General features: G+C 69.9%; 20 protein-coding genes and 2 pseudogenes. 15 read left to right on the plus strand and 7 right to left on the minus strand.

Going from position 1 to position 25,060, the window contains the following annotated elements; all coding sequences use genetic code 11:
• Positions 1 to 146: 146 nt before the first annotated feature.
• From D106_RS0109735 to D106_RS0109745, 3 genes are all read right to left on the minus strand, one after another.
• On the minus strand, positions 147 to 1,454 hold the full coding sequence (locus D106_RS0109735; protein WP_051077457.1) for an N-acetylmuramoyl-L-alanine amidase: 1,308 nt from the start codon (positions 1,452 to 1,454) through the stop codon (positions 147 to 149).
• 214 nt (positions 1,455 to 1,668) lie between these two features.
• A complete protein-coding gene (gene tsaE, locus D106_RS0109740) occupies positions 1,669 to 2,151 on the minus strand; it encodes a tRNA (adenosine(37)-N6)-threonylcarbamoyltransferase complex ATPase subunit type 1 TsaE (protein WP_018879910.1) in 483 nt (160 codons plus the stop codon).
• Positions 2,148 to 3,635, minus strand: coding sequence for a bifunctional ADP-dependent NAD(P)H-hydrate dehydratase/NAD(P)H-hydrate epimerase (locus tag D106_RS0109745; RefSeq protein ID WP_018879911.1), 1,488 nt, complete (start codon positions 3,633 to 3,635; stop codon positions 2,148 to 2,150). The genes tsaE and D106_RS0109745 overlap by 4 nt, the downstream gene beginning before the upstream one ends.
• A 56-nt stretch (positions 3,636 to 3,691) precedes the next feature.
• On the opposite strand from D106_RS0109745, the gene queG reads away from it, so the two are divergent.
• The 3 genes from queG (at position 3,692) to D106_RS0109760 (ending at position 8,272) form a co-directional block, all read left to right on the plus strand.
• On the plus strand, positions 3,692 to 4,822 hold the full coding sequence (gene queG, locus D106_RS0109750; RefSeq protein WP_018879912.1) for a tRNA epoxyqueuosine(34) reductase QueG: 1,131 nt from the start codon (positions 3,692 to 3,694) through the stop codon (positions 4,820 to 4,822).
• 121 nt (positions 4,823 to 4,943) lie between these two features.
• Entirely contained in the window at positions 4,944 to 7,376 is a 2,433-nt protein-coding gene (locus D106_RS0109755; protein WP_018879913.1) for an EAL domain-containing protein, read from the plus strand.
• A 104-nt stretch (positions 7,377 to 7,480) separates the two neighbouring features.
• Positions 7,481 to 8,272: a ferredoxin--NADP reductase gene (locus D106_RS0109760; protein WP_018876122.1), complete on the plus strand. Its 792-nt coding sequence runs from the start codon at positions 7,481 to 7,483 to the stop codon at positions 8,270 to 8,272.
• A gap of 18 nt (positions 8,273 to 8,290) precedes the next feature.
• Here D106_RS0109760 and D106_RS0109765 read toward each other — a convergent pair whose 3' ends face one another.
• Positions 8,291 to 8,902, minus strand: coding sequence for a DNA-J related domain-containing protein (locus D106_RS0109765; protein WP_018879914.1), 612 nt, complete (start codon positions 8,900 to 8,902; stop codon positions 8,291 to 8,293).
• Positions 8,899 to 9,306, minus strand: a complete 408-nt coding sequence (locus D106_RS0109770; protein ID WP_369771501.1) for a YchJ family protein — start codon at positions 9,304 to 9,306, stop codon at positions 8,899 to 8,901. Before D106_RS0109770 ends, D106_RS0109765 begins: the two co-directional genes overlap by 4 nt.
• A 131-nt stretch (positions 9,307 to 9,437) precedes the next feature.
• Between D106_RS0109770 and D106_RS0109775 the strand changes: the two genes are divergently transcribed.
• The 3 genes and pseudogenes from D106_RS0109775 (at position 9,438) to D106_RS0109780 (ending at position 14,092) form a co-directional block, all read left to right on the plus strand.
• The gene (locus tag D106_RS0109775) at positions 9,438 to 10,283 is read left to right on the plus strand and encodes an SDR family oxidoreductase (protein WP_018879915.1); all 846 of its coding nucleotides are present in this window, start codon (positions 9,438 to 9,440) and stop codon (positions 10,281 to 10,283) included.
• A 403-nt stretch (positions 10,284 to 10,686) separates the two neighbouring features.
• Positions 10,687 to 10,891, plus strand: a pseudogene (locus tag D106_RS15390) (hypothetical protein).
• A 321-nt stretch (positions 10,892 to 11,212) separates the two neighbouring features.
• The gene (locus D106_RS0109780) at positions 11,213 to 14,092 is read left to right on the plus strand and encodes a valine--tRNA ligase (protein WP_018879916.1); all 2,880 of its coding nucleotides are present in this window, start codon (positions 11,213 to 11,215) and stop codon (positions 14,090 to 14,092) included.
• Positions 14,093 to 14,336: 244 nt separating this feature from the next.
• On the opposite strand, the gene D106_RS0109785 is transcribed toward D106_RS0109780, so the two are convergent.
• Entirely contained in the window at positions 14,337 to 15,008 is a 672-nt protein-coding gene (locus D106_RS0109785) for a YdcF family protein (protein ID WP_018878771.1), read from the minus strand.
• 10 nt (positions 15,009 to 15,018) lie between these two features.
• Complete coding sequence (locus D106_RS0109790; protein ID WP_018879917.1) at positions 15,019 to 16,377, minus strand: NAD(P)/FAD-dependent oxidoreductase; 1,359 nt, start codon at positions 16,375 to 16,377, stop codon at positions 15,019 to 15,021.
• A 173-nt stretch (positions 16,378 to 16,550) separates the two neighbouring features.
• On the opposite strand from D106_RS0109790, the gene D106_RS0109795 reads away from it, so the two are divergent.
• From D106_RS0109795 to D106_RS0109835, 9 genes and pseudogenes are all read left to right on the plus strand, one after another.
• Positions 16,551 to 16,823, plus strand: coding sequence for a phosphopantetheine-binding protein (locus tag D106_RS0109795; protein ID WP_026279160.1), 273 nt, complete (start codon positions 16,551 to 16,553; stop codon positions 16,821 to 16,823).
• On the plus strand, positions 16,820 to 17,434 hold the full coding sequence (locus tag D106_RS0109800) for a hypothetical protein (RefSeq protein ID WP_018879918.1): 615 nt from the start codon (positions 16,820 to 16,822) through the stop codon (positions 17,432 to 17,434). Before D106_RS0109795 ends, D106_RS0109800 begins: the two co-directional genes overlap by 4 nt.
• Positions 17,435 to 17,451: 17 nt before the next feature.
• Entirely contained in the window at positions 17,452 to 18,780 is a 1,329-nt protein-coding gene (locus D106_RS0109805; RefSeq protein ID WP_018879919.1) for an AMP-binding protein, read from the plus strand.
• A 14-nt stretch (positions 18,781 to 18,794) separates the two neighbouring features.
• Entirely contained in the window at positions 18,795 to 19,130 is a 336-nt protein-coding gene (locus D106_RS0109810) for a hypothetical protein (RefSeq protein ID WP_026280640.1), read from the plus strand.
• Positions 19,127 to 20,026, plus strand: coding sequence for a lipid A biosynthesis acyltransferase (locus D106_RS0109815; RefSeq protein ID WP_018865748.1), 900 nt, complete (start codon positions 19,127 to 19,129; stop codon positions 20,024 to 20,026). Before D106_RS0109810 ends, D106_RS0109815 begins: the two co-directional genes overlap by 4 nt.
• A gap of 58 nt (positions 20,027 to 20,084) precedes the next feature.
• Positions 20,085 to 20,630: a LolA-related protein gene (locus tag D106_RS0109820; protein ID WP_038035260.1), complete on the plus strand. Its 546-nt coding sequence runs from the start codon at positions 20,085 to 20,087 to the stop codon at positions 20,628 to 20,630.
• 14 nt (positions 20,631 to 20,644) lie between these two features.
• Complete coding sequence (locus tag D106_RS0109825; protein ID WP_018879922.1) at positions 20,645 to 23,029, plus strand: MMPL family transporter; 2,385 nt, start codon at positions 20,645 to 20,647, stop codon at positions 23,027 to 23,029.
• Between the two features lie 69 nt (positions 23,030 to 23,098).
• Positions 23,099 to 24,261, plus strand: a pseudogene (locus tag D106_RS14285) (beta-ketoacyl-ACP synthase).
• Positions 24,258 to 25,037, plus strand: coding sequence for a beta-ketoacyl synthase chain length factor (locus D106_RS0109835; protein WP_018879925.1), 780 nt, complete (start codon positions 24,258 to 24,260; stop codon positions 25,035 to 25,037). Before D106_RS14285 ends, D106_RS0109835 begins: the two are co-directional and overlap by 4 nt.
• Positions 25,038 to 25,060 lie beyond the last annotated feature (23 nt).

A 25,060-nucleotide genomic window follows, 5' to 3' on the forward strand; every position in this document is an offset into this window, starting at 1 on the left:
CTTGTGCAGAATGACTGCACGGCAGTCACCGCGCCTTGTTCGCACGCAAAAGCGACTCGAGCGCGGACGTGCGATTCAATCAGCGTCTCTCTAGCCGGCGACTGGCCGATACCCGCAAGACGTGACAGGTTGCCCGGCGAAGGGGCTTACGAGTCGCGCGGGATCTGCAGGATCTGCCCGGCGTAGATGCGGTCGTCGCTCACGTTGTTGGCGGAGCGCAGATCCGCCAGCGACAGGCTGTAGCGATCCGCGATCCCCGAGAGCGTCTCGCCCGGGCGGATGATGTGCTGGTCCGGCTGGCCGTCGGCGATCAGGGTGCCCGGGCGGGCATGGGTGGAGAAGTACGAACGCAGGCCGGTCAGCAGGGCATCCGCCAGCGAGTTCTGGAAGCTGGCGCTGCGCAGCTTGCGCTCCTCGGAGGGGTTGGAGATGAATGCCGCCTCGACCAGGATCGACGGCACATCCGGCGAGCGCAGCACCGCGAAGTTGGCGCGTTCCACTTCCGGCTTGCGCACCTTGCCCACGCGATGCAGCTCCGCAATCATCCGCTCGGCCAGGGTGTTGCTGGCCTCCAGGCTGCCGCTCTGGGCCAGGTCCAGCAGGACATTGGCCAGGGAATCGTCCTTGCCGTTGATCGGCACGCCGCCCAGGCTCAGGTCCGCCTGGTTCTCGCGCTGGGCGAGGAAGCGCGCCGCCTCGCTGGAGGCCCCGCGCTCGGACAGCATGTACACCGAGGAACCCTGCACGCTGCGATTGGCGATGGCATCGGCGTGGATGGAGACGAAGACGTCCGCGTCTGCCTTGCGCGCCCGCTCGATGCGTTCGCGCAGGGGCAGGAAGTAGTCACCGCTGCGGATCATCACCGCCTGCATGCCGCGCTCGTTGTCCACGCGCTCGGCAAGGCGCTTGGAGATCTGCAGCACCACATCCTTCTCGCGGGTGCCGGCCGGGCCGATCGCGCCCGGGTCGTGCCCGCCATGGCCGGCGTCGATCGCCACCACGACATCGCGCAGGTTCTCCTGTGAGCGCCCGCGGCGGGAGGACCCGTTGTTCTCGGCCGCACGCGGGGCCGCGGGGGCATCCCCGGCCGTCAGGTCCAGCACCAGGCGGTGCGGGGCCCCCTGCGCCGGCATCAGCACGAAGCTGCGCGGCTCAACCGGCTTGCGCAGGTCGAAGACCACGCGCAGGTCGGAGCCGTTGCGCGCGGCATGGCGTACCGCCTTGATCGCCGAGCGCGGGTTGTCGCTGACCGCCAGATCCTCCACCGCCCGCGCGTTTTCGAGGTCCACCACCAGGCGGTCGGGGGACTGCAGGCGGAACATGGAGTACTCGGCCTCGCCATCCATGTCGAACACCAGGCGCGTGGTGTCGCCATCCACCGACATGCGGACCCGCTGCACGCCGGTACGGGCCAGGGCAGGCAACGGCATCCCGACCAGCCCCAGGGCAGTCATGGCGCGCAGCAGCTGGCGGCGGCGCAGATCCGGCAATGTTGGTTGGCCCACGGCGATTCCCTTTGTAATCAGGGGTTCTGACTACATTGTGGACGCTTTTTCTGGAAAAGCAATAGCGATTTTCGTTCTTTATGAGCGAGATATCGCGCATTTTGCGCGTGGCGGACCAACTCTGGAGCCCGCTCCCCCTGGGTGCGATCTCTCAACAGGCGGTTTACGAGGCAACGCCCTGGTCGCGCAGGGCCTGGCGATAGGCCTCGGCGAGCGGGCCCTCCAGGCGGAGCTCGCGCCCTTCCTCCCCGGTCGCGCGATGCGCCAGACGCACGACCAGATCCGGCGCCGGCAGCCAGCCGGCACCGCGTTCCGGCCACTCGACCAGCCACAGGCCCTCGCCCCCGAAGGCCTCGCGCACGCCCAGGTATTCCAGTTCCTCGGGGTCGCCCAGGCGGTAGAGATCGAAGTGCAGGACCTCGCGATCCGCCAGCCGGTACGGCTCCACCAGGGTGTAGGTAGGGCTGCGCACAGCACCCGCATGCCCCAGCCGGTGCAGCAGTCCGCGTACCCAGGTGGTCTTGCCCGCGCCAAGATCCCCCTCGAGAAACACGATGTTCGGGTGATCCAGCGCCGCCAGGGCCGCCCCGGCCGCCTCGGTGGCCTCCAGGTGCGGCAGTACCAGCGGGTCGGATGCCGCGCTCATTGCCCACCCCCGGCGGCGGCCGGCAGGGCATCGGCCAGGTCCCCGGCCAGCATGCCGCGGGCCCCGCCCAGACGATCGCGCGCCACCCGGGCGGTGGCACAGTGCCAGGCCGCCCCGGTCTCGGCCGCGCCGCGCGCATCCGCGCCCTGCGCCCGCAGCGCCGCGATGATGCCGGTCAGGACATCGCCGCTACCGGCGGTGGCCATGCCCGGATGCCCCCCGGTCACGCAGGCCAGCGGCCCGGCATCCGAGGCGGCCGCCACCAGCGTGCCGGCCCCTTTCAGCAGCACCACGCCGCCCAGGCGTTCGGCCAGGGCCCGGACCTGCCCCGGCCGATCGGCCTCGATCGCCGCGCGGTCCGTCCCCTGCAGGCGGGCCGCCTCGCCCGGGTGCGGCGTCAGCACCCAGTCCGCGGCCCGACGCGGCGCCTCGGCCAGGAGGTTCAGGGCATCGGCATCCACCACCCGGGGCATCTCGGCATCGGCCACGGCCAGCCACAGGCCCCGGCCCCAGGCGTCCAGCCCCAGCCCCGGACCCACGGCGACCACATCGACCCGGCGCATCAGCGCCTGCAGTTCGCCCGCATCGCGGACGCCCTGCACCATCAGTTCGGGGCGCTCCAGATTGGCCCAGGCCGCGTGTTCCGGGTGAGTGGCCAGGGTCACTCGCCCGGCGCCGGCGCGCAATGCCGCGGTCGCGGTCAGCCGGGCCGCGCCGGAATACCCCGGCGCGCCGCCCACGACCAGCACATGCCCACAATCCCCCTTGTGCGCCCCCGGGCGTCGGGGTGGCAGCCCCCGGGACCAGTCCGAGGGGCCGACACGGCGCGCCACCGGGGCCACGCCGTCGAAGATCGCAGGGGGCAGGTCCAGCGGCGCAACCTCCACGGCGCCGACCACGTCCACCGCGGGGCCCGTATGCAGCCCCAGCTTGTCCGCGATCATGGTGAGGGTGCGCTCGGCCCGCACCGCGCGTCCCAGAACCCGGCCGCTGTCGATGTCCACGCCCGAGGGCACATCGGCCGCCAGGACCGGGGCGCCGCTCGTGTTCAGCCGCTCGATCAGCGCGCCGTAGGCATCCGTCAGCGGGCGCTCCAGGCCGATCCCGAACAGGCAGTCCACCCAGACCTCCGCGGCCGCCGGGTCGAACGATTCCAGCGTGTGGACTTCGCCCCCGCCATCACGCCAGCGGGCGTGGGCACGGCGGCCATCGGAATCGGGGCGGGCCCGCGACGGCCCGCCATGGACCCGGACCTCCAGCCCCACCTCGGCCGCCAGCCGGGCCAGGACGTAGCCATCGCCCCCGTTGTTGCCGGGCCCGCAGACAATGCCGATACGACGGGCCTGCGGCCAGTGACGGCGCAGGGTGTCCAGGAGGGCCTGGCCGGCCCGCTCCATCAGCTCGCCCGGCGCCATCCCGGGCAGGGCCAAACCGGCGGCATCCAGGGCGCGCATGCCCGCGTTGTCGAACAGTGCGCTGGTCAATGCTTGTGGGTCGGGTTCATGATTCACGCCATTACCTCCGTCGCGGAAGCCAAATCGTGCCTCAGCGCCTCGATCCACGCCAATGCACCGAACTGGCCGAACGTATCCGTACGTGGGGCGGCGAGTTGGGCTTTCAGGCCGTGCGCATCGCCCCCGCCGAGGTCCCCGCGGAGGATCGCCGGCACCTGGATGAATGGCTCGCGCAGGGTTCGCACGGCGAGATGGGCTGGATGGCCGAGCGGGCGGCCCTGCGCCACGCCCCGGATGCCCTGGTCCCGGGCGTACAGCGCATCATCAGTGTCCGCATGGACTACTTCCCGCCGGCCAGCCGGCGTCCGGCCATCCAGCTGGCCGGGCAGGACCGCGCCTATATCTCCCGCTACGCCCTGGGACGCGACTATCACAAGCTGCTGCGCAAGCGCCTGACCACTCTCGCACACCGCATCGAGGCCGAGGCGGGCCCGTTTGGCTATCGCGCCTTCACCGACAGTGCCCCGATCCTCGAGAAGGCCCTGGCCGCCCGGGCCGGGCTCGGCTGGATCGGCAAGAACACCAATCTGCTCGCGCGCGAGAGCGGTTCCTGGTTCTTTCTCGGGGAGCTGTTCACCGACCTGCCGCTGCCGGTGGACGAGCCGGCGGGCGAGCACTGCGGCCAGTGCACCGCCTGCCTGGAGGTCTGTCCCACGCAGGCCTTCCGCGGCCCGTATGACCTGGACGCCCGGCGCTGCATCTCCTACCTGACCATCGAGCTGAAGGGTTCCATCCCCGAGGATCTGCGCCCGCTGATCGGCAACCGCATCTACGGCTGCGACGACTGCCAGCTGGTCTGTCCGTGGAACCGCTTTGCCGAGGTCTCGGCGGAACCCGACTTCATCGCCCGCCACGGCCTCGACAGCGCCAGCCTGGTCGAACTGTTCGCCTGGGACGAGGCCACCTTTCTCGCCCGCACCGAGGGCATGGCGGTCCGCCGCATCGGCCACCCGCAGTGGCTGCGCAATCTCGCGGTGGCCCTGGGCAACGGCCCGGCAACCCCGGAGGCGGAGGCCGCCCTCGCCGCCCGTGCGGACCACCCGTCGGAACTCGTGCGCGAACACGTGGCCTGGGCCCGGGAACAGCTGCGCGCGCGCCGCGGCGCGGTGCCCCCGTCGCCGGAGACCCTGTCCCGGCTGACCCGCGCACCCCGGTAGCCGAGTACTCCGGTAGTCCGCTCGGCGCAGGTTGCCAGCATCGGCGCGACCGGCGACACTCGGGGGCCAAACGCAGCGTCCCCCCGGGCCCCGCCCACCACGAAAGGCTCCGTTCCTCGCCATGCCCGACCACCCGGACACCACGCGCTACCAGCGGATCTTCGAACAGGCGCCCGAGGCCCATCTGGTCCTGGACCGGCGCGGCGGGATCGTCGCGGGCAACCAGGCCGCCTGCGAGCTGCTGGGCTACACCCGGGCCGAACTGACCGGCGGCGTGCACATCACCGACCTGGACCTGCAGGCCACCCAGGACGATGTGGACGCCGCCCATTCGGACCCGGACAACCGCCTTCCCGCCCACTTCGAGAGCCGCTACCGGCGGCGCGACGGCAGCGAGTTCCCGGCCGAGGTCCACATCAATGCGATCCGCACCGACGGCGAGATCGAGGTCTTCACGACCTTCCGCGACATCACTCGCGAACGTCAGTCGGAACAGAACCTCCGGCGCCTCGAGACCCAGCTCGGGGCCACCGTGCGGCATGCCCCGCTGATCCTGTTCGCGCTGGACGCCGACGGCCGATTCACCCTCTCGGAGGGGGCCGGCCTGCACGCCCTGGGCCTGAGCCCCGGCGAGGTCGTCGGTCGCGACTTCCGCGAGGTCTATGCCGATCACCCCGACACCCTCGCGGCCGCCGAGCGGGCCCTGGCGGGCGAGGCCTTCCAGTTCGAGGACTCGGTCAACGGGACCCACCTGAGCGTTTCCTGGATCCCGCTGAAAGACAGCGACGGCGTACTCGGCGTCGCCTGGGACATCACCTCGCTGCGCGCCGCCGAGGCGGCTACCGGGGCCGAGCGCGACCGCCTGCTGACCACCCTGCAGTCAATCAGCGACGGCGTCATCACCACCGATACCGCCGGACGCCTGACCTACCTCAATCCCGCGGCCCAGGCCCTGCTGGGGGTCGACGCGACCGCCGCCCAGGGCCAGCGCGTGGACGAACTCCTGGATCTCGAGGACACCCGTACCGGGGCGAGCGTGCACCACCCGGTGGAACAGTGCCTGAAGCTCGGCGCAAGCACGGAGTCACCCGAGCGCATCCTGCACCGGGCCGACGGCGCGATCCGCGTGGTGCGCATGCTGGCCTCGCCGCTGCAGCGACCGGACCGGGCCTCCCAGGGCGTCGTGATCGTGCTCCACGACCACACCGAACTGTGGCAGATGACCCAGCAGCTCAATCATCAGGCGAGCCACGACGACCTGACCGGCCTGTGCAACCGGCGCGAATTCGAGCGACGTCTGGAGGAGGCCCTGCGCACCCTGCAGGGGGACCAGACCCCGCACGTGGTGTTCTACATGGACCTCGACCAGTTCAAGATCATCAACGACACCTGCGGGCACCAGGCCGGCGACGAGCTTCTGCGCGAGCTGTCCGAACGCCTGCTGCACCTGATCCGCGAGAACGACACCCTGGCCCGCCTCGGCGGCGACGAATTCGGCCTGCTGCTGTGTCACTGTCCGCTGGAGCGCGCGGAGGCGATCGCCCAGCGAATACTGGAGACCGTCCAGGCCCTGCGCTTCCAGTGGGAGGACCGGCGCTTCGATGTCGGGGTCAGCATCGGCCTCGTCCCGGTCGGCGGCCCGGAACAGACCCTGCCCGAGATCCTCAGCCAGGCGGATTCCGCCTGCTATGCCGCCAAGGAGAATGGCCGCAACCGGATCTACGTCTGGCAGCCCACCGACCAGGCCCTGCGCCGGCGGCGCGGGGAGATGGAATGGGTTGGCCGCATCCGCGCGGCGCTGGACGAAGGGCGCTTCGAGCTGTTCGGCCAGGCGGTGCATCCGCTGGGGCCCACCGATCCGGACCTGGCCCATGTCGAGGTGCTGATGCGCCTGCGCGACGAGGAGGACCGGTTAATCCCGCCGGGCACCTTCATCCCCGCCGCCGAGCGCTATCACCTGATGCCGGACATCGACCGCTACGTAATCGACAGCGCCTTCGCGATGCTGTCGCGGCATCGCGCGGCGCACGCTGACGGCCCCCGCTGCGACCCGACCGTCGCGATCAACCTCTCGGGCCAGTCGCTGGCCCAGGAGAGCATGCTCGAGTTCGTCACGGAGCGCCTGCAGCACTACGCGATCCCGCCTCAGTGCATCATCTTCGAGATCACCGAGACCGCGGCGATCAGCCACCACGAGCGGGCCCAGAGCCTGATCCGCACCCTGCGCTACATGGGCTGCCGCTTCTCCCTGGACGACTTCGGCAGCGGGCTGTCGTCCTTCGGCTACCTGAAAAACCTGCCGGTGGACTTCATCAAGATCGACGGCAGCTTCGTGCGCGACATCGCCCACAACGCGGTGGACTCGGCCATGGTCACGGCCATCCACCGTGTCGGCCACGTCCTCGGTCTGCGCACCATCGCCGAATGCGTGGAGTCCGAGGCCACCATGGAACGCCTGCGCGAGATCGGCCTGGACTTCGTGCAGGGCTTCTACCTGTCGCAACCCACGCCCCTGGAGCAGCACCTGGAACCCGCGGACAACGCCAGCCACTGACCCCTTATTTCTGAGTGTTTTCCTTGGTTTTTGCCGGCGCTTTCGCGGCCGCGGCCGCGACTTGCTAGCGTATCGACAAACCAGAAACGGAAAGCCACGCACCCATGCCGTACTCGGAAGAACGCATTACCTCCACGCACCGCTGGTCGGACAAGACCTTCAGCTTCACCACCACGCGACCGGAGGGGCTGGAGTTCAAGAACGGGCAGTTCGTGACCCTGGGCCTGCGCCCCGAGGGCAAGTTGATCCCGCGTGCCTACTCGATCGTCTCCGAGCCCGAGGCCGAGGAACTGGAGTTCCTGAGCATCCATGTGCCGGATGGCGCGCTGACCAGTCGCCTGGCCGAGGCCGGCCCGGGCGACTCGATCTGGATCAACACCAAGGTCACCGGCTCGCTCACCTTCGACTACGTGCAGCCAGGCCGCACCCTGTACATGCTGGCCACCGGCACCGGTCTGGCCCCGTTCATCTCGCTGATCCGCAGCCCGGAGCTGTTCGAACACTTCGAGAACGCGGTGCTGGTGCACAGCGTGCGCACGGTGGAAGAACTGGCCTACCGCCAGGAGATCGAGTCGCGCATCAGCGACCGCCTGCGCTACGTGCCCACCGTGACCCGCGAAAACCACGACTTCGCCTGCCCGATCGCGCAGCAGCCGTACGACAACAACCAGCGCGGGGCCGACATGTTCCGCTCCGGCGAACTGAGCCGCATCCTCGACCTGCCCCCGGCCGATCCGGAGCAGGACCGCGTGATGCTGTGCGGCAACCCGGCCATGAACCGCGAGATGAGCGAATGGCTCACCGAACACGGCTGGACCCAGACCAACTACAAGGGCGTCGGGACCTTCACCGTCGAGCAGGCCTTCGTGACCACCATGTCCGACTCGGACGACTGAGTCCGCGACGGGCGGCGCTCAGGCCCCCGCCAGCAGGATCCAGCGCGCCTCGTTGATCCGCTGCAGGGTTGCCGTGTCGCCCCCGCGATCCGGGTGGTGGCGCTGCGCCATCCGGCGGTACTGATGGCGGACCGTGTCGGCGTCCACGGGGTCGGCCAGCTCCAGCACCGCCAGCGCCTGGTCGCGCCGCTCATCCCGCCCCATGCGGGCCCAGAACTCGCCCAGCAGCGCCTCCACCGCGGCCGCATCCATCCGCTCCAGCTGGGTCAGGTCCAGATAGTAGGCCCGCAGCGGATCGCGGAGCACCGGCAGGCCCTCCGCCCTCGGTCGCGACCCGCCCCTCGCCGGTTCGATCCCGATATCCAGACAGTGGATGCGCACCCACTCGCCTTGCGGCCACAGCCGCTCGCGCAGCCGGTACAGGCAATGAAACAGCAGGAAGTGGGTCTGGAACAGGCTCAACGGCTCGCGCAGCCGCGCGCCGGCAAACGGTTCCACGCCCTGATCGCGCAACTGCGCGATCAGGGCGTGCTCGGTCAGCCCGGACGGCCGCGCCCGCAGGCACTCCAGTACCGGTTCCAGCAGCGCCGCCGCCACCGGCGCCCCGGTCGTCTCATCCGCCTCGATCATGCGCCCGGAAACTCGCCGTCGACATACACCCAGCGCCCATCCTCGCGGCGAAAGCGGCTGCGTTCGTGCAGGCGCACCCCCTGGCCACGCACCCGCGAGCGGGCAACGAACTCGACCCAGCCCTCCCGGTCCTCCGGCCCCCCGGCCCCGGTCGCGCGGATCGTCAGCCCCAGCCAGCGCTGGTCCGGCTCCAGCATCAGGGATTCCGGTCGCGTCTCCGGGGCCCAGGTGGCCAGAAGATAGTCCTCGCGCCCCTCCACGAAGGCGGCATAGCGCGAACGCATCAGCGCCTCCGCCGTTGGGGCCGCGGCCGCACCGTCCAGAAACGCCCCGCAGCAGGCCGGCCGGTCCCGCCCGGACCCACAGGCGCATGTACCCCCCTTCCTGCGGCTGGCCTTGCCCAAGCGATACCCCCCTCATCGAAGTCCCCGCCAGCATGCCCGAGCCATCGCCCGGGGTCGAACCCTCACATTGGGGCTGGTCTTTCACCTGTGGAAACGTTAGGTTGCGAAAGCACCCAAGGGAACGCTGATTCATGGCCAACATCCTGATCATGGGCTGCGGCGATCTCGGCTGCGGCGTCGGAGAACAGCTCGCCGCGGCCGGCCACACGGTCTGGGGCCTGCGCCGCCAGCCGGGGCGCATCCCGAAACCGATCCAGCCGCTGGCCGGCGACTTCGCCCGCGCGGACGCGCTGCCGCCGCTGCCCCCGGCGCTGGATACCGTCTATTTCATCGCCACCCCGGGCGAGTTCACCGAGGCCGCGTACCGCCGCGCCTATGTCGACGGCCTGCGCAACACCCTGGCCGCGCTGGAGCAGGCCCGCCAGCATCCGCGCCGCATCGTGTTCGTCTCCAGCACCTCGGTCTTTGGCGCCGACGACGGGCGCTGGGTGGACGAGACCACCCCGGCCGAGCCCACCCGCTTCTCCGGGCGCTGCCTGCTGGAGGCCGAGCAATTGCTGGCCGACAGTCCGTTGGCCGGTGTGGTCGTGCGCTTTGGCGGCATCTACGGGCCGGGGCGCGAATATCACCTGCGCAAAGTGCGCGAGGGCATTCGCGGCCAGCACGAGGCGCCGGTCTGGACCAACCGCATCCACCGTGAGGACTGCGTGGGGCTGCTGACCCATCTTTTCCATCTGGACAACCCCGAGCCGCTTTATCTGGGCGTCGATGACGAACCGGCCCTTCGCCACGAGCTGCTCGGCTGGCTGGCGCAGGCGATGGAGATCGATCCGCCCGGGCCGCCGCCGATGCCCGACGGTGCGGTCTCCGGCAAGCGCTGTCGCAACGCGCGGCTGCATGCCAGTGGCTATCGCCTGCGCTATCCCGACTACCGCACCGGCTATCGCGCCCTGCTCGACCAGATCGCCACCACCTGACCCAAGCCCTCACGCCTTGCAGGCTGAGCCCCGTCGGCCCTTGATGTTTCGTGCTTCGTCTGGCCGCCTGCCCTGTGGTGGCTGGTCCTAGTTCTGCATCCGGTGTTTACGTGCCTTCGGTCCGCCGCCTGCCCGGCGCTGACTCGCCAGCGCGCCCCGAGTGACTTCTTTGCTCGTGCAAAGAAGTCACCAAGAAACACGCCCGACTGCCGCGACCCCGGCCCGCTGTGCGGGCCGGGGTTTCCCTCGCTCCGAGGCTTTTCGCGGGCGGCGCTGAACTCGCTACGCTGCGCTTCGCTCAGACATCCAGCGCCTCTGATCCCGCGAAAACCCTCTCCACTCGGCGCGACGACAACGGGGAGGCAGGTCAAAACAACGGCGGTCCCGACGGTCTAGCCAGTGGATGAAGGCTAGGTCTTCGCACATCTTGGGCGCGCTCGGCCGTTGGCCGTTGCGTGCCGCGCCCGCGAGCGGGCGCCGGGGGCTGTCGGTCGGCAAGGCCGTTGTTGTGTCGTGGGGTCGGAATACCTTCTGTCTTGACCTTCCTCCCCCGTATGGAGCCCCTTGCGGAAGGGTGCTCGGGCCGGGAGAAGGCGCTGGATGTCTGAGCGAAGCGCAGCGTAGCGAGTTCAGCGCCGCCGGCCCGAGAGCCCTGGAGCAAGGTTCCCGGGCGAAATCCGGGTGCCCTTCTTTGGGTCCTTTCTTGGGCAAGCAAGAAAGGACCTCGCGGCGCGCTGGCGAGTCAGCGCCGGGCAGTATGTGGACCGGAGCCACCGTAAACACCAGAGGACGAACCAGGGCCAGCCACTACTAGGCAGGCGGCCAGACATAACCAACGTAAACACGAGAGCCGGCGGCGGGCGGCGCGCGCGCGGCGCCGTTATAATGCGCGGCTTTCCCCACATTCCGACCCGAGCGCGCCCGCGATCATGGACAAAAGCTTCGACCCCAAGAGCATCGAGCAGACCCAGTACGAACGCTGGGAGGCCGCGAACATCTTCGCGCCGCCGGAGTCGGGCGAGGCCAACTACTGCATCCTGCTGCCGCCGCCGAACGTGACCGGCACGCTGCACATGGGGCATGCCTTCCAGCACACCCTGATGGACACCCTGATCCGCTACCGCCGCATGCACGGCGACCGCACCCTGTGGCAGGGCGGCACCGACCACGCCGGGATCGCCACCCAGATGGTGGTCGAGCGCCAGCTGGCCGCCGACGGCAAGAGCCGCCACGACCTCGGGCGCGAGCAGTTCCTCGAGGCCGTCTGGGACTGGAAGGGCCAGTCCGGCGGCACCATCACCCGCCAGATGCGCCGGCTGGGCGATTCGGTGGACTGGTCGCGCGAGCGCTTCACCATGGACGACGGGCTCTCCGAGGCGGTGCGCGAGGTCTTCGTGCGCCTGCATGAGGAGGGCCTGATCTACCGCGGCAAGCGCCTGGTCAACTGGGACCCGGTGCTGCACACCGCGCTGTCCGACCTGGAGGTGCTGTCGGAGGAGGAAAACGGCCACCTGTGGCACTTCCGCTATCCGCTGGCCGACGGCTCAGGCCACCTGACCGTGGCCACCACTCGCCCCGAGACCATGCTGGGCGATACCGCCGTCGCGGTGCACCCGGAGGACGAGCGCTACCGCCACCTGATCGGCCAGATGATCCGCCTGCCGCTGGTCGGGCGCGAGATCCCGATCATCGCCGACGACTACGTCGAGGCCGAGTTCGGATCCGGCTGCGTGAAGATCACCCCGGCGCACGACTTCAACGACTACGCGATGGGCCAGCGCCACGACCTGCCGGTGATCAACATCTTCAATGTAGATGCACGGATCATCGGACCAGGTGACGAAGCCACCCTTGGACTCAGGAACAGGGCCGAAATGCCGAGCGGCGGCAAAATGTTCGTTGACGATGCGCCGGATGGCCAATTCCCTGAAGAGTACATTCCTAAGAAGTATCAGGGTCTGGATCGGTATGAGGCGCGCCAACAAATCGTGGCCGACATGGATGCCGCAGGGTTACTGGAGAAGACTGAAGACCACAAGCTGATGGTCCCGCGCGGCGACCGCTCCGGCACCGTGGTCGAGCCCTACCTGACCGACCAGTGGTACGTGAAGGCCGGCCCGCTGGCCGAGCCGGCGATCAAGGCGGTGGAGGACGGCCGCATCCGCTTCGTGCCGGAGAACTGGTCGAAGACCTACTTCGAGTGGATGCGCAACATCGAGGACTGGTGCATCTCGCGCCAGATCTGGTGGGGCCACCGGATCCCGGCTTGGTACGACCGCGATGGCAACGTGTATGTGGGGCGTTCCGAGGACGAGGTGCGCGAGAAGCACGGCCTGGGCGCCGAGGTGGCGCTGGAACAGGACGAGGACGTGCTCGACACCTGGTTCTCGTCCGCGCTGTGGCCGTTCTCCACCCTCGGCTGGCCGCAGGAGACGCCGGAGCTCAGGGACTTCTACCCGACCAGCGTGCTGGTCACCGGCTTCGACATCATCTTCTTCTGGGTCGCCCGCATGATCATGATGGGCGAGCACTTCATGGGCGACGTGCCCTTCCGCGAGGTCTATGTCACCGGCCTGATCCGCGACTCGGAAGGCCAGAAGATGTCCAAGTCCAAGGGCAACGTGATCGACCCGATCGACCTGATCGACGGCATCAGCGCCGACGACCTGGTGGCCAAGCGCACCCAGGGCCTGATGCAGCCGCAGATGGCGAAGAAGATCGAGAAGACCACGCGCAAGGCCTTCCCCGACGGCTTCCCCGCGTTCGGAACCGATGCTCTGCGCTTCACCCTGGCGGCACTGGCCACCACCGGACGCGACATCAAGTTCGACCTCGGTCGCATCGAGGGCTACCGCAACTTCTGCAACAAGCTGTGGAACGCCTCGCGCTTCGTATTAATGAACGTCGAGGGCCACGACTGCTCGGCCGCGGACGACACGGCGGAGCACCGCACCCTGGCCGATCGCTGGATCCTCGACCGCCTGGCGGCCACCGCCGAGACCGCCACGCAGCAGCTCGATGCCTACCGCTTCGACCTCGCCGCGCAGACGCTCTACGAATTCACCTGGCACGACTACTGCGACTGGTACCTGGAGCTGACCAAGCCGGTCCTGAACGACGAGGCCACCCCGGACGCGGTCAAGCGCGCCACGCGCAATACGCTGGTCACCGTGCTCGAGGCCCTGCTGCGCCTGCTGCACCCGGTGATGCCGTTCATCACCGAGGCGATCTGGACCAGTGTGAAGCCACACGCCGGGATCGGCGACGACGTCGAGTTCCTGGTGCAGTGCCGCTGGCCGGCGCAGGACGGCTTCCCGCGTGATGCCACCGCCACCGCCGAGCTCGACTGGGTCAAGGACTTCATCACCGGGCTGCGCCGCATCCGTGCGGAAATGGACATCGCCCCGGGCAAGCCGCTGCCGGTACTGGTGAAGAACTGGACCGACGCCGACCAGGAACGCTACACCCGCCACCGCGGCCTTCTGGAATTCCTGGCCAAGCCGGAAAGCGTCACCTGGCTGGACGCCGCCGACGAGGCGCCGGAATCGGCGATGGCCCTGGTCGACGACATGCAGCTGCTGATTCCGCTGGCCGGCCTGATCGACAAGGACGCCGAGCTGGCCCGCCTGGACAAGGAGATCGGCAAGCTCGACAAGAACCTCGAGCAGAGCGAAAAGCGCCTTGCCAACGCAAGCTTCGTCGACCGCGCCCCGGCCGACGTGGTGCAAAAGGAACGCGACCGCGTCGCCGAGATGCACGCCACCCGCGACCAGCTCGCCGCCCAGCGCGAACGCATCCGCGCGATGTAAGGGCCTGTATTCACCACGAAGCACACGAAGACACGAAGAAGGTCAAGGGCGAAGGGCGTTTAACAGGAAGTCGGGAAGACCGGAAGAACGAACAGGGACTAAAGGCGCTGTCCAGATGCCACCGCCTTGGGCGCAGCCCGCTGCACAGCTAGGCCAACCACCGTAAACCCTTCCCGTCTTCCCATCTTCCTGTAGATGTTTTTCCGGTTTTCTTCGTGCCTTCGTGCGCTTCGTGGTGAACAACTCAGCTAATGCGTTCGAGCATGCCGCGGTGGCGGATGAGGCGGGCAAAGCCGCGGCCCACATGGTACCAGTGCAGCATCCAGGCCTCCCGTGCCAGTCGGGCCGCGGACACCCGCGAGCCCAGCTCGGCCGGACAGGGGCAGACGCGCAATCCCATGCCACGCGCCATCGCCGCCGACCGGGCGAGATGGAAGCGGCTGGTAATCAGCACCAGCGGCGCGCCGTCATGCGGCTCCCGCGCCAGCAGGTCACGGGCATTGCGCAGGTTCTCCAGGGTGTGCCGGGAGGCATCCTCCGTCTGGATACGCTCGGCCGCAATGCCGTGGCGGCGCAGAAATGCGGCGCCCGCGGCGGCCTCGGTCGGGCCCTGCGGGGACGTCTGCCCGCCCAGCACGAGGATCCGGGCCTCGGGGTTGCGCCGCGCCAGCCGCACCGCGCGCAACAGGCGCAGACGGTACCCCGGACCTGGCGCCCCGGCCTCCAGTTGCTGCCCCAGCACGAGGATGCACCGGCCCCTTCCGGGGCAGCGAAGCTGTCGTGACCAGCGCAGGGCATGGGTCCACAGCAGCAGCCAGGAGAGGCCGCCGGTTGCCAGGATGATCAGGTTCGACAGCGCGAAGGTCGCCAGGCCATCCGCGCCGATGCGCCGCAGTCCGACCCGTGCCGCACCCACGCGAGTCCGCTCAGGCCTCGTCTTCGGGGGTCGTGCCGCCGGTGAAACGCAGCCGCGCGTTGCGCCGGCGCCGCGCCCAGAAGTGCAGGGCCCGTGGCAGATTCAGCGCCATCTGGGTGTAGTACACGGCCTTGAAGGCGCGCAGCGACCACTGCACGCGGGTGTTGCGGTAGACATCGCCGGCCAGCAGGGAGATCACCGCCTGCTCCATGCCCAGGGTGTTGCGCGGCCCCATGAACAGCTTGCGCATCACCGGGCTGTTGAAGCGGTAGATCAGCCAGGAGAAGCGGCGTACGCCCCGGCGAACGTCGCGCTCGAACGCCCGCAGGTAGCGCCCGGCGCGCGCCGGACGCGCGAGGCAGCGGTCCACCGCTTCCGCGGCGCGGAAGCCCCCCGACATCGCGATATAGACTCCGCTGGAGAACACCGGGTCGACAAAGGTAAAGGCATCGCCCACCAGCAGGTAACCCGGCCCGTGGGCCTGACGCGAGCGGTAGGAGAAATTGCCGGTGGCATTCACCGGACCGGCCAGTTCCGCGCCCTGCATGCGATCGAACGCCGGGGGACACAGCTTCAGCGTCTCCCACAGGAACGCCTCCGGCTTGGTCCTGCGCGTCTTCAGGTATTCCGGAAAGCACACCGCGCCCACGCTCATCGCACCGTCACGCAGCGGGATCATCCAGATCCAGCCATGCTGGAACCAGTAGATACTGATGTTGCCGGCATCTCTTCCGGGACGCCGCGGCACATTATTGAAGTGGCCGAAGATGGCCGCGCTGTTGTGCTCCGCGTTGCGCGTCTTCAGATCGAGGCGGCGCGCCAGGAAGGTATCGCGCCCGGAGGCATCGACCACGAAGTCGGCCTCGAACTCCAGCGTGTTCCCGGCCGCGTCGCGCGCGGTCACCTGCTGGGTCCCGCCGTTCGCCGGGTCGGCCAGGGCCACATCCGAGACCGTCACCTCCTCCAGCACCCGGACCCCCAGGCGCGCGCTGTTCTCCAACAGCAGGTGATCGAACTCCGAACGCCGCACCTCGTAAGCCGAAGCGGGGGTATCGTCGTTCAGGGCACGTTCGAAGTAGTAGGTGCGCGGCGCATCGGGCGCCTCGGGGATGGTGAACTCGGCCCCATGCTTGGGGATGCCGAGGGTCGCGACCGCGTCGGCAATCCCCAGCTCCTCGAACAGCGGCATGTTCATCGGCAGCAGGGATTCGCCGATGTGGAAACGCGGATGCCGGGCCTTCTCCAGCAGCACCACGTCGCGACCCTTCTGCGCCAGCCGGGAGGCAACGGTGGAACCGGCCGGACCGCCGCCAATGACCAGTACCTGACAGCGACCGTCCGTTCCCGCGTTCTCTACCGCTTGTTTCAAATGCTGTCTCCACTGGCCATCCGGGCGCCCAAAACGGCGACCCGAACCGGTCGCGAGGGTACCACGACCCCCAAGGTGTGGGTATCATCGGCGCCCAGCAGGGTGACCGCCACGCGAAGTGGAAGTTCGCGGGCGGTCACAAAACCGCACATCACGACACCCCGGGGGAACACGTGGCATCGCAAACAGCGTTCGAACAGGAAGTCGCCCAACTGATCGTCGACAGTCTCAATCTGGAGGACGTGACGGCGGGGGAGATCGAGCCGGAAGACGCCCTGTTCCGCGACGGGCTGGGTCTGGACTCCATCGACGCCCTGGAACTGGCCCTGGCGATCTCGCGCGCCTACGGCGTCCAGATCCGTTCCGACGACGAGAACAACCGCCAGATCTTTGCATCCCTGCGCGCCCTGAGCGCCCACATCGAGGCGAACCGAGCCGCGTCGTGAACACCCCCCTCGCCGCCAGCGTGGCCCTGTGCTATCCGGTCGCGGTCGTGCTCGGCGTGGCCTTCGAGGTCCCCTTGCTGCCGCTGGCGATCCTGGCCGTGCTGATCCTGGTGGCGAGCTGGGGGGCCCTGGGGCCCGCCGGGCGGGCCGCGCTGGTCCTGGCGCAGGCCGCCACCGTCGCCCTGTTACTGACCCTTGGCGCCGGAACCTGGCTGCTGTACACCATCCCGGTCCTGATCATGGGGCTGCTGGCGTGGCTGTTCGCGCGCTCGCTGCGCCCCGGCTCCACGCCGCTGATCACCCGCTACGCCCTGGCCATGGGCGCCTCCGACACCCCCGCGGTGCATCGCTACACGCGCAATCTGACCATCGCCTGGGCGCTGCTGTGCGGTGTCCTCGCCCTGGTCTCCGCCTGGCTGGCGCTGTTCGCCTCCGCAACGACCTGGGCGCTGTTCGCCAACGGAATCAACTACCTGCTGCTGGCCAGCCTGTTCCTGCTGGAGTACCCGCTGCGCCTCTGGCTGCTGCGCGACGAGCCGCGCAGCGGTTTCCTGGCCTACCTGATCGAGCTCGCGCGGGTCGATCACCACCGGATGCTGAGGCACCCGTGACGGACCCGACAACGGACATGCGGCCGCTGATCGCCGAAGCCCCGGAACCGCTGGCCCGGATCGGGGATCGCCGGGTCTCGCGCGCGGCGTTCCTCGCCGACGTGCAGGCACTGGCCGCGCAACTGCCGCCGGCCCGCGCGGCCTTCAATCTGTGCCAGGACCGCTACCACTTCGCGGTCGCCTTTGCCGCGATCCTGCTGCGGGGTCAGACCAACCTGCTGCCGCCCAACCGCGGCCGCACGACCCTGGCCGAGATCGCCGGCCAGTATCCGGATGCCATCGCCCTGGTGGACGGCCCGGACGCCGAGATCGCCATCCCGGTCCTGCGCGTCGCCGCCCGCGGCGAGGCGGGCGAGGCCATGGGCCCCGTGCCCGCGATCCCTGGCGAGCAGACCGCCGTCCTGGCGTTCTCCTCCGGCAGTACTGGCACGCCCACGGCGCACGCTCGCAGCTGGACGGCCCTGCATGCGGTCACCGCCCAGGCCCTGGAGGCCCTCGACCTGGCGGGCCACCCCGGCCCCACCCTGGTCGGCACGGTGCCGCCACAGCATATGTACGGCCTGGAATCGACCGTGCTGTATGCCCTGCTGGGGCACACCACGCTGCTGGCCGGGCGCCCGTTCTACCCCGAGGACGTGCGCACGGCGCTGGCCGACAGCGCCCCGGCGGTGCTGGTGACCACGCCCTTCCACCTGAAGGCCTGCCTGCGCGCCGGCCTCGAGTGGCCGTCACCGACCCGCATCCTCTGCGCCACTGCGCCGCTGTCCCCGGATACCGCCGCCCGGGCCGAGCGGGTCTTCGGCTGCCCCCTCGACGAGATCTACGGCTGCACCGAGGCGGGGGCCATCGCCACGCGCCGCACGACCCGCGAGTCCGCCTGGACCACCTATCCCGGGGTGGAGATCCATCCCGGAGAGACCGGGCGCGCGTGGGTCCGGGGCCCGCAACACCCCGCGCCGGTGCCGCTTCCGGACCATATCGAGGTGCAGGACACGCGCCTTTTCCGCATGGAAGGCCGTCTCGCCGATCAACTGAATATCGCCGGCAAGCGCGCCTCGCTGGCCGATTTGAACCGGCGCCTGAATGCCATCCCCGGGGTGCTCGACGGCGTCTTCATCCCGCCGGATCCCGAATCGGACACGCACGGCGTCACCCGCCTGGCGGCCCTGGTGGTCGCCCCGAAACGCAGCGAAGCCGAAATCCAGGCGGCACTGGCCGACTGCATGGACCCGCTGTTCCTGCCGCGCCCACTGGTGCGGGTCGACCACCTGCCGCGCTCGGCCACCGGCAAGCTGCCGCGTCAGGTCCTGCTGGACCTGCTCGCCCACCACGGCCAGTGCGCCTGACGGCGCGCCGCCCCATGCAACCGACGGCCGTCCAGTCCACCATCCGCCGCATCGGGGCCGAGCACCCGTCCCTGCCCGGGCATTTCCCCGGCCACCCGGTGGTCCCCGGCGTGGTAATCCTCGATCAGGTGGCAGCGGTCGCGCGGGCCCACGGTCTCGGACCGGTCGCGGCCCTCCCGCAGGTCAAGTTCCTCGCGCCGCTGACACCGGAGGCCGCGTTTCGCATCGAGATCGACCCGCCCGGTCGTGGCGGGCGACAGGGGTTTCGCGTCGTGGCCGCCGAGAGCGAGCCACCGGTCACCTTCTGTTCCGGCCAGCTGGTCACGCTCCACGACACCCCGGACCGATGAGCCGCGCCTGGTTCCAGCAGGCGGAACGGGGCTCGCCGCTGGCCCTGCGCATCATCCTGTGGGTGGCCCTCAATCTCGGGCGCCGGGCCAGCCGCGCGTTGCTGTACCCGATCACCGCGTATTTCCTGCTGTTCGCGCCGCAGTCGCGGCGGCACAGTCGCAATTACCTGCGCCGGGCGCTGCAGCGCGAGCCGCGGCTGGCGGACCTGGCGCGCCACCTGCACAGCTTCGCCGCGGTGATCCTCGACCGGGTCTTCCTGCTCGCCGGGCAGGATGCCTGCCTCGATATCCGGGTCCACAACCGCGAGACCTTCCTCGAACACGTGGACAGCGGCCGCGGCGCGATCCTGCTGGGCGCGCACCTCGGCAGCTTCGAGGCCCTGCGCGCCCTGGCGGTGGGCAAGTACGACTTCCCGGTGCGGGTCCTGATGTACAGCGACCACAACCAGAGCATCACCCAGGTCCTGGAGGCGCTGAATCCCGAGGTGGCCGCATCGGTAATACCGCTGGGCCGCACCGAGACCCTGATCCAGGCCCGCGAGTGCCTGGACCGCGGAGAGCTGATCGCCACTCTGGGCGACCGCGTCGCCGAGAGCGACAAGATGGTCGCCTGCGACTTCCTCGGCGACACCGCGCTGTTCCCCCAGGGGCCGTTGCTGCTGGCCGCGGTACTCAAGGTCCCGGTGATCCTGTGCTTCGGGCTCTATCGCGGCGGCAACCGCTACGATATCGTCTTCGAACCCTTCGCCGAGACCCTCGACGCCCCGCGCGGGCAGCGTGACGAGATCCTGGCCCAGTGGGTACAGCGCTATGCCGACCGCCTCGCGGCGCGGGTACGCGAGGCCCCCTACAACTGGTTCAATTTCTATGACTTCTGGGACGATGCATCCAAATAGGCGAGGCCACGGCCTTGGCCCGCGTATCCGCCAGTCCGGCATCACGCTGATCCTGGCCTTGGGTCTTCTCGCCCCTGTATCGGCCTTGGCCAACGACACCCTCGGCGCATTGCTGGAAGCCCTGACCACCGAGCGGGAAGCGACCCTCGCGTTCGAGGAGCGCCGCGACGATCCGATGCTGGAATTCCCGGAGACACGTTCGGGCTCGCTTGCCTTCGAGCCCCCCGATACCCTTACCCGCCAGGTCGACGGCCCGCGTGGCGAGACCGTGCACATCGAGGGCGACACACTCACCCTGGAACGGCGTGGCTCCAGCCGCGAGATCGACCTGAACGAACAGCCCGCCCTGGCCACCCTGACCGGCCTGTTCCGCGCCCTGCTGAACGGCGACCGCGAGCAACTGGAGGCCGATTTCGAGATCGAGCTGACGGGCGACATGGAGGCCTGGACCCTGGAGCTCGTCCCACGGGACCGCGCCCTGCGCCGCATGGTCCCCGAACTGACCCTGACCGGCGCCGGCGACGAACTACGCGAACTGATCACGGTCGAGTCCGGCGGACACCAAAGCCACATGCGCTTCGAGCCGCCACAGTACGCGGACTAGGGAAACACTGATTGATGTGCCCGTCCCGCATCGCCCTGGGCCTGTGGCTGGCCGCGCTCACGCTGGCCACGCTCACGCTGGCCCTGCGCGGCGAACTGGTTACCGACCTGCAGGGCTTTGCCCCGGACCCGGTCAGCGCCGACGGCATCGTGCTGGATCCCGGGGCCGGCCCGGCCGGACGTATGTTGCTGCTGGCGATCGCCGGGGGCGAGGCACGCGATCGGGCCGCGGCCAGCGATGCCCTGGTCGCCGCTCTGGAGGATGTCCCGGACGTGGCGGGCGTCCACAACGGCCGCCTGGACCCCGACGACCCGGCCCTGGAATTCCTGATCGAACATCGCTACCTGCTGAGCCCGCGAATCCATGCCGATGCCTTCAGCCAGGATGCCCTGCGCGAACACCTGCAGGCGCGCCGCGATGACCTCTCCAGCGCCGTCCCGGAGCTGCCCCGGGAACTGATCCCGCGCGACCCCACCGCCGAGACCCGGGTCGTTCTGGAGCAGCTCGCCACCACCGGCGGCCGTGCAACGACCGGGCCGGACGGGGTCTGGGTGACCCCCGATCGTGAACGGGCGCTGCTGGTGCTGCGCAGCACCGCCGACGGCATGGACCTGGACGCCCAGGCGGCCCTGATCGAACGCACGCGCACCGCCTTCGCCGACCTCGACCCGCCGGAGCTGCGCCTGCAGATCGCCGGCCCGGCGGTCATCGCGGTGGAATCGCGGGCCACCATCCGAGGCGAGGTCACCTGGATCACCACCGGCGCCAGTATCGCCCTGGCCCTCCTGCTGCTGGCGGTGTTCCGCCACCCGCATCCGGTCTGGCTGGCGGCCGTACCGCTGGCGAGCGGCATCCTGATCGCGGCGGCGGTGGTCACTACGGTCTTCGGGCACCTGCACGGGATCGCGCTGGCCTTCGGCATCACCGTGCTGGGGATCGCCCTGGACTACCCCTTGCACCTGTTCGCCCATGCGCAGCGGCGCGACAGCCCGCACCTCGGGGACGCACGCCTGGCGCAGGCCGCGCGCGAACTGGGGCCCGTGATCGCCCTGGGCGCTGGCAGCACCGTGCTGGTGTTTGCCCTGATGGCCCTCACCGGCTTCTCCGGCATGGCGCAGCTGGGACTCTTCGTGCTGACCGGAGTGGCCGTGGCCGCCGTGACCACCCGCTGGGTCCTGCCGGTCCTGGTACCCGCCCGGTTGCAGCGCGAGGGCCTGCCGGCTCCGAGGCTGCCGGTCCCGGTCGCGCTCGCGCACCCCCCGGCGCTGGCCCGCTGGGGCGTCGCCCTGCTGGCCCTGGCCGCGGTCGCCGTGGTGGCGAGCGCCGATCCCTTTCCGTGGGAAGACCGCCTGTCCGCGCTGCACCCGGTGCCGGAGGAGCAGGTCACGCTGGACCAGGAGCTGCGGGGCGCACTGGGGTTACCGGACGTCCGCCACGCCCTGCTGATCACTGCCGACTCCGCGGAACGAGCCCTGCGCGCCAGCGAGGCCCTGGTCCCGGAGCTGGAAGCCCTGCGCGCATCCGGGCTCGTGGACGGCTTCGGCCACCCCGCCGAGGTACTGCCAAGCCGGCAGCGCCAGCAACAACGCCAGGCCGCGCTGCCGCACCCCGATGACCTGCGCGAACGCCTGGCGGCGGCGAGCGCGGATCTCGGGTTCCGCGAGGGGGCCTTCGCACCCTTTGTGGAGGACATCTCGGCGGCCCGCGAGCAGGCTCTTCTGGCCCCGGAGACCCTGCCGGACGGCCCCCTGCGCAACGCGCTCGACCCCTTGCTTCAGCCACACGAGGACGGCCAGGGCTGGACCGCCTGGGTCCGCCTGCAAGGGGTCCGGGATGACGAGGCCCTGGCGCGCTGGGCCGCAGACATCCCGCGGGCCGACCTGTCGGAACGGGAGGGGACCGGCGCAGGCGTGCACCACATCGATTTCTTCCGGGCCTCCGAGGAACTGGTCATCGGCTTCCGCGACGAGGCCCTGCAGCGCCTGGCGCTGGGTCTTGTGGCCGTCGCGCTCCTGCTGCTGGTCGCCACTCGGGCCCCGGGGCGCAGCCTGCGCATCCTGACGGCCGTCGGCACCGGCTTGCTGCTGACCCTGGCCGCGCTGATCCTGCTGGGCGTCCGGCTGTCGCTGTTCCACCTGATCGCGCTGCTGCTGATCGCCGGGCTGTGTCTGGACTACGCGGTGTTCTTCAGCCGCACCCTGCGGGATGCCGCGGCGCGCCTGCGCAACCTGCGCTCGGTCGGCGTCTGCGCGCTGTCGACCCTGGTGGTATTCGGGCTGCTGGCCCTTTCCAGCCTTCCGGTCCTGCAGGCCCTGGGCCTCACCGTGGTGCTGGGCGTGGTATTTTCCTTCCTCGCGGCGGCCCTGCTGGCGCCCGAGGTCAACCCAGGAAAACACTGATCCAGGCGAGGCCGCCTGACACCCATCCACCCGGAATCGCCTCCGGCCACTATCCACAGAACACGCCCCATGGACCCACTGGTCATCACCGCCCACACCCTGACAAGCGCCGCCGGAACCGGGATCGCCGCCAACGCCGAGGCCCTGCGCAACGGGGTCAGCGGGCTGCGCCCCTGCGATCTGGAAAGCGTGAGTCTGGACACCCACATCGGCCGCGTGCCCGGCGTGGAGGCCATCACCCTGAAAGGCGAGCTCGCCCCGTTTCAGTGCCGCAACAACCAGCTCGCCGAACTGGGCCTGCGCCAGGATGGCTTCGCCGACGCGGTGGCGGCCGCCGTTGCGCGCTACGGCGCCGACCGGGTGGCCGTGCTGCTGGGCACCAGCACCTCGGGCATCGCCGCCACCGAGGCCGCCTACCACCGGCGCGACCCGCAGACCAGGGCCCTGCCCCCGGATTACGACTACCAGCACACCCAGAACATGTTCTCGCTGGCCGATTTCGTCGCCACCCGCTTCGGCCTGTCGGGGCCGGCCCTGGTGGTCTCCACCGCCTGCTCGTCCAGCGCCAAGGTCTTCGCCGATGCCCGTCGCTACATGGCCGCGGGGCTTTGCGACGCGGCCGTGGTCGGCGGTGTCGACAGCCTGTGCGGCATGACGCTGTATGGCTTCAATGCCCTGCAACTGGTGGCCGCGCAGCCCTGCACCCCGCTGGACCGCGACCGCGCCGGGATCTCGATTGGCGAGGCCGCCGGCTTCTTCCTGCTGGAACGCCCCTCGCCGGATACCACGGGACCACGGCTGACCGGTCACGGCGAATCCAGCGACGCCCACCACATGTCCGCCCCGCACCCCGAGGGCCTGGGGGCCGCGACCGCCTTGCAACAGGCGCTGGAGCGCGGCGGACGGCGGGGCGACGAGATCGACTACGTGCTGATGCATGCCACCGCAACCCCGGCCAACGACGGCGCCGAGGGCCGCGCCCGCGCGCCGTGGGCACCAAGGGTCTGACCGGACACACCCTGGGCGCCGCCGGCGCGGTGGGCGTGGCCCAGGCCCTGGCCAGTCTGGACGGCGGCTTTGTGCCACCCACGGCCGGCCTGAAGATGCTGGATCCGCAACTGGACCTCGAGGCCCGCGGCGAGGCGGAACCGCGCCCGGTACAACGGGTACTGGTGAATGCCTTCGGCTTTGGCGGCAACAACTGCAGCCTGCTGCTGGAGGCCGCGCCATGAAGGCCATTGGACTCCATGCCGTGGGGCTGCTGGGCCCGGGACTGGACGACTTCGACAGTGCCCGCCCCGTGCTGGCCGGCGAGACCCCGCTGGCGAGCCGCGAGGTCCACGTCCCTCCGCCCGGGCTGCTTCCGGCCAACGAGCGCCGACGCACCACCGCCACCATCCGCCTCGCCCTGAAGGTCGCGGAAGAGGCCACCGAAGGGGCCGATCGCAGCCGGCTGCGCAGCGTGTTCGCGTCATCCTCCGGCGACATGGACATCATCGACCGCATCTGCGATGCCCTGACCCAGCCGGAGCCGGTAGTGTCGCCGGTGCAGTTTCACAACTCGGTGCACAATGCCCCGGCCGGCAACTGGTCGATCGCGACCCGCAACCCGGCGCCGGCCACGGCGCTGTCCGGCTACAACGCCAGCCTGGCCGCGGGGCTGCTGGAGGCCGCGACACTGCAGCTGGACGAGGGCGGCGACGTCCTGCTGGCCTGCTACGACGTGCCGTCCATGGACAGCTTCATCCACGTGCGGCCCATCCATCACCCCTTTGCCGTGGCCCTGCGCCTGGGCCCGGTGGACGGCGCACCCTGGCAGCTGCAGCTCGACCTCGGAGGGCCGGCCGCGGCCGACCCCTGCCACAGTGATGACCTGGAGGCGCTGCGCGCGAGCAATCCGGCCGCGCGCGCCCTGCCCCTGCTGGAACGGCTGGTCCGGGGCACGCCCGGAAATGTTACGCTTGAGGCGCCGCTGGGCCGGTCCCTGAACATCCGGGTCGGGCCCTGAACCATCCGCCCGGATCAGGAAGA

Source organism: Thioalkalivibrio sp. ALE9 (genome assembly GCF_000377445.1).
Taxonomy (GTDB): Bacteria; Pseudomonadota; Gammaproteobacteria; order Ectothiorhodospirales; family Ectothiorhodospiraceae; genus Thioalkalivibrio.

Excerpts from the sequence above, each read along its gene's own strand:
- D106_RS0109815 (WP_018865748.1), top strand. The coding sequence starts at position 19,127 with ATGAGCCGCGCCTGGTTCCAGCAGGCGGAACGGGGCTCGCCGCTGGCC.
- D106_RS0109735 (WP_051077457.1), bottom strand. The coding sequence starts at position 1,454 with ATGACTGCCCTGGGGCTGGTCGGGATGCCGTTGCCTGCCCTGGCCCGT.
- D106_RS0109825 (WP_018879922.1), top strand. The coding sequence starts at position 20,645 with ATGTGCCCGTCCCGCATCGCCCTGGGCCTGTGGCTGGCCGCGCTCACG.
- D106_RS0109775 (WP_018879915.1), top strand. The coding sequence starts at position 9,438 with ATGGCCAACATCCTGATCATGGGCTGCGGCGATCTCGGCTGCGGCGTC.
- D106_RS0109760 (WP_018876122.1), top strand. The coding sequence starts at position 7,481 with ATGCCGTACTCGGAAGAACGCATTACCTCCACGCACCGCTGGTCGGAC.
- D106_RS0109805 (WP_018879919.1), top strand. The coding sequence starts at position 17,452 with ATGCGGCCGCTGATCGCCGAAGCCCCGGAACCGCTGGCCCGGATCGGG.
- D106_RS0109810 (WP_026280640.1), top strand. The coding sequence starts at position 18,795 with ATGCAACCGACGGCCGTCCAGTCCACCATCCGCCGCATCGGGGCCGAG.
- D106_RS0109835 (WP_018879925.1), top strand. The coding sequence starts at position 24,258 with ATGAAGGCCATTGGACTCCATGCCGTGGGGCTGCTGGGCCCGGGACTG.
- D106_RS0109780 (WP_018879916.1), top strand. The coding sequence starts at position 11,213 with ATGGACAAAAGCTTCGACCCCAAGAGCATCGAGCAGACCCAGTACGAA.
- tsaE (WP_018879910.1), bottom strand. The coding sequence starts at position 2,151 with ATGAGCGCGGCATCCGACCCGCTGGTACTGCCGCACCTGGAGGCCACC.
- D106_RS0109765 (WP_018879914.1), bottom strand. The coding sequence starts at position 8,902 with ATGATCGAGGCGGATGAGACGACCGGGGCGCCGGTGGCGGCGGCGCTG.
- D106_RS0109755 (WP_018879913.1), top strand. The coding sequence starts at position 4,944 with ATGCCCGACCACCCGGACACCACGCGCTACCAGCGGATCTTCGAACAG.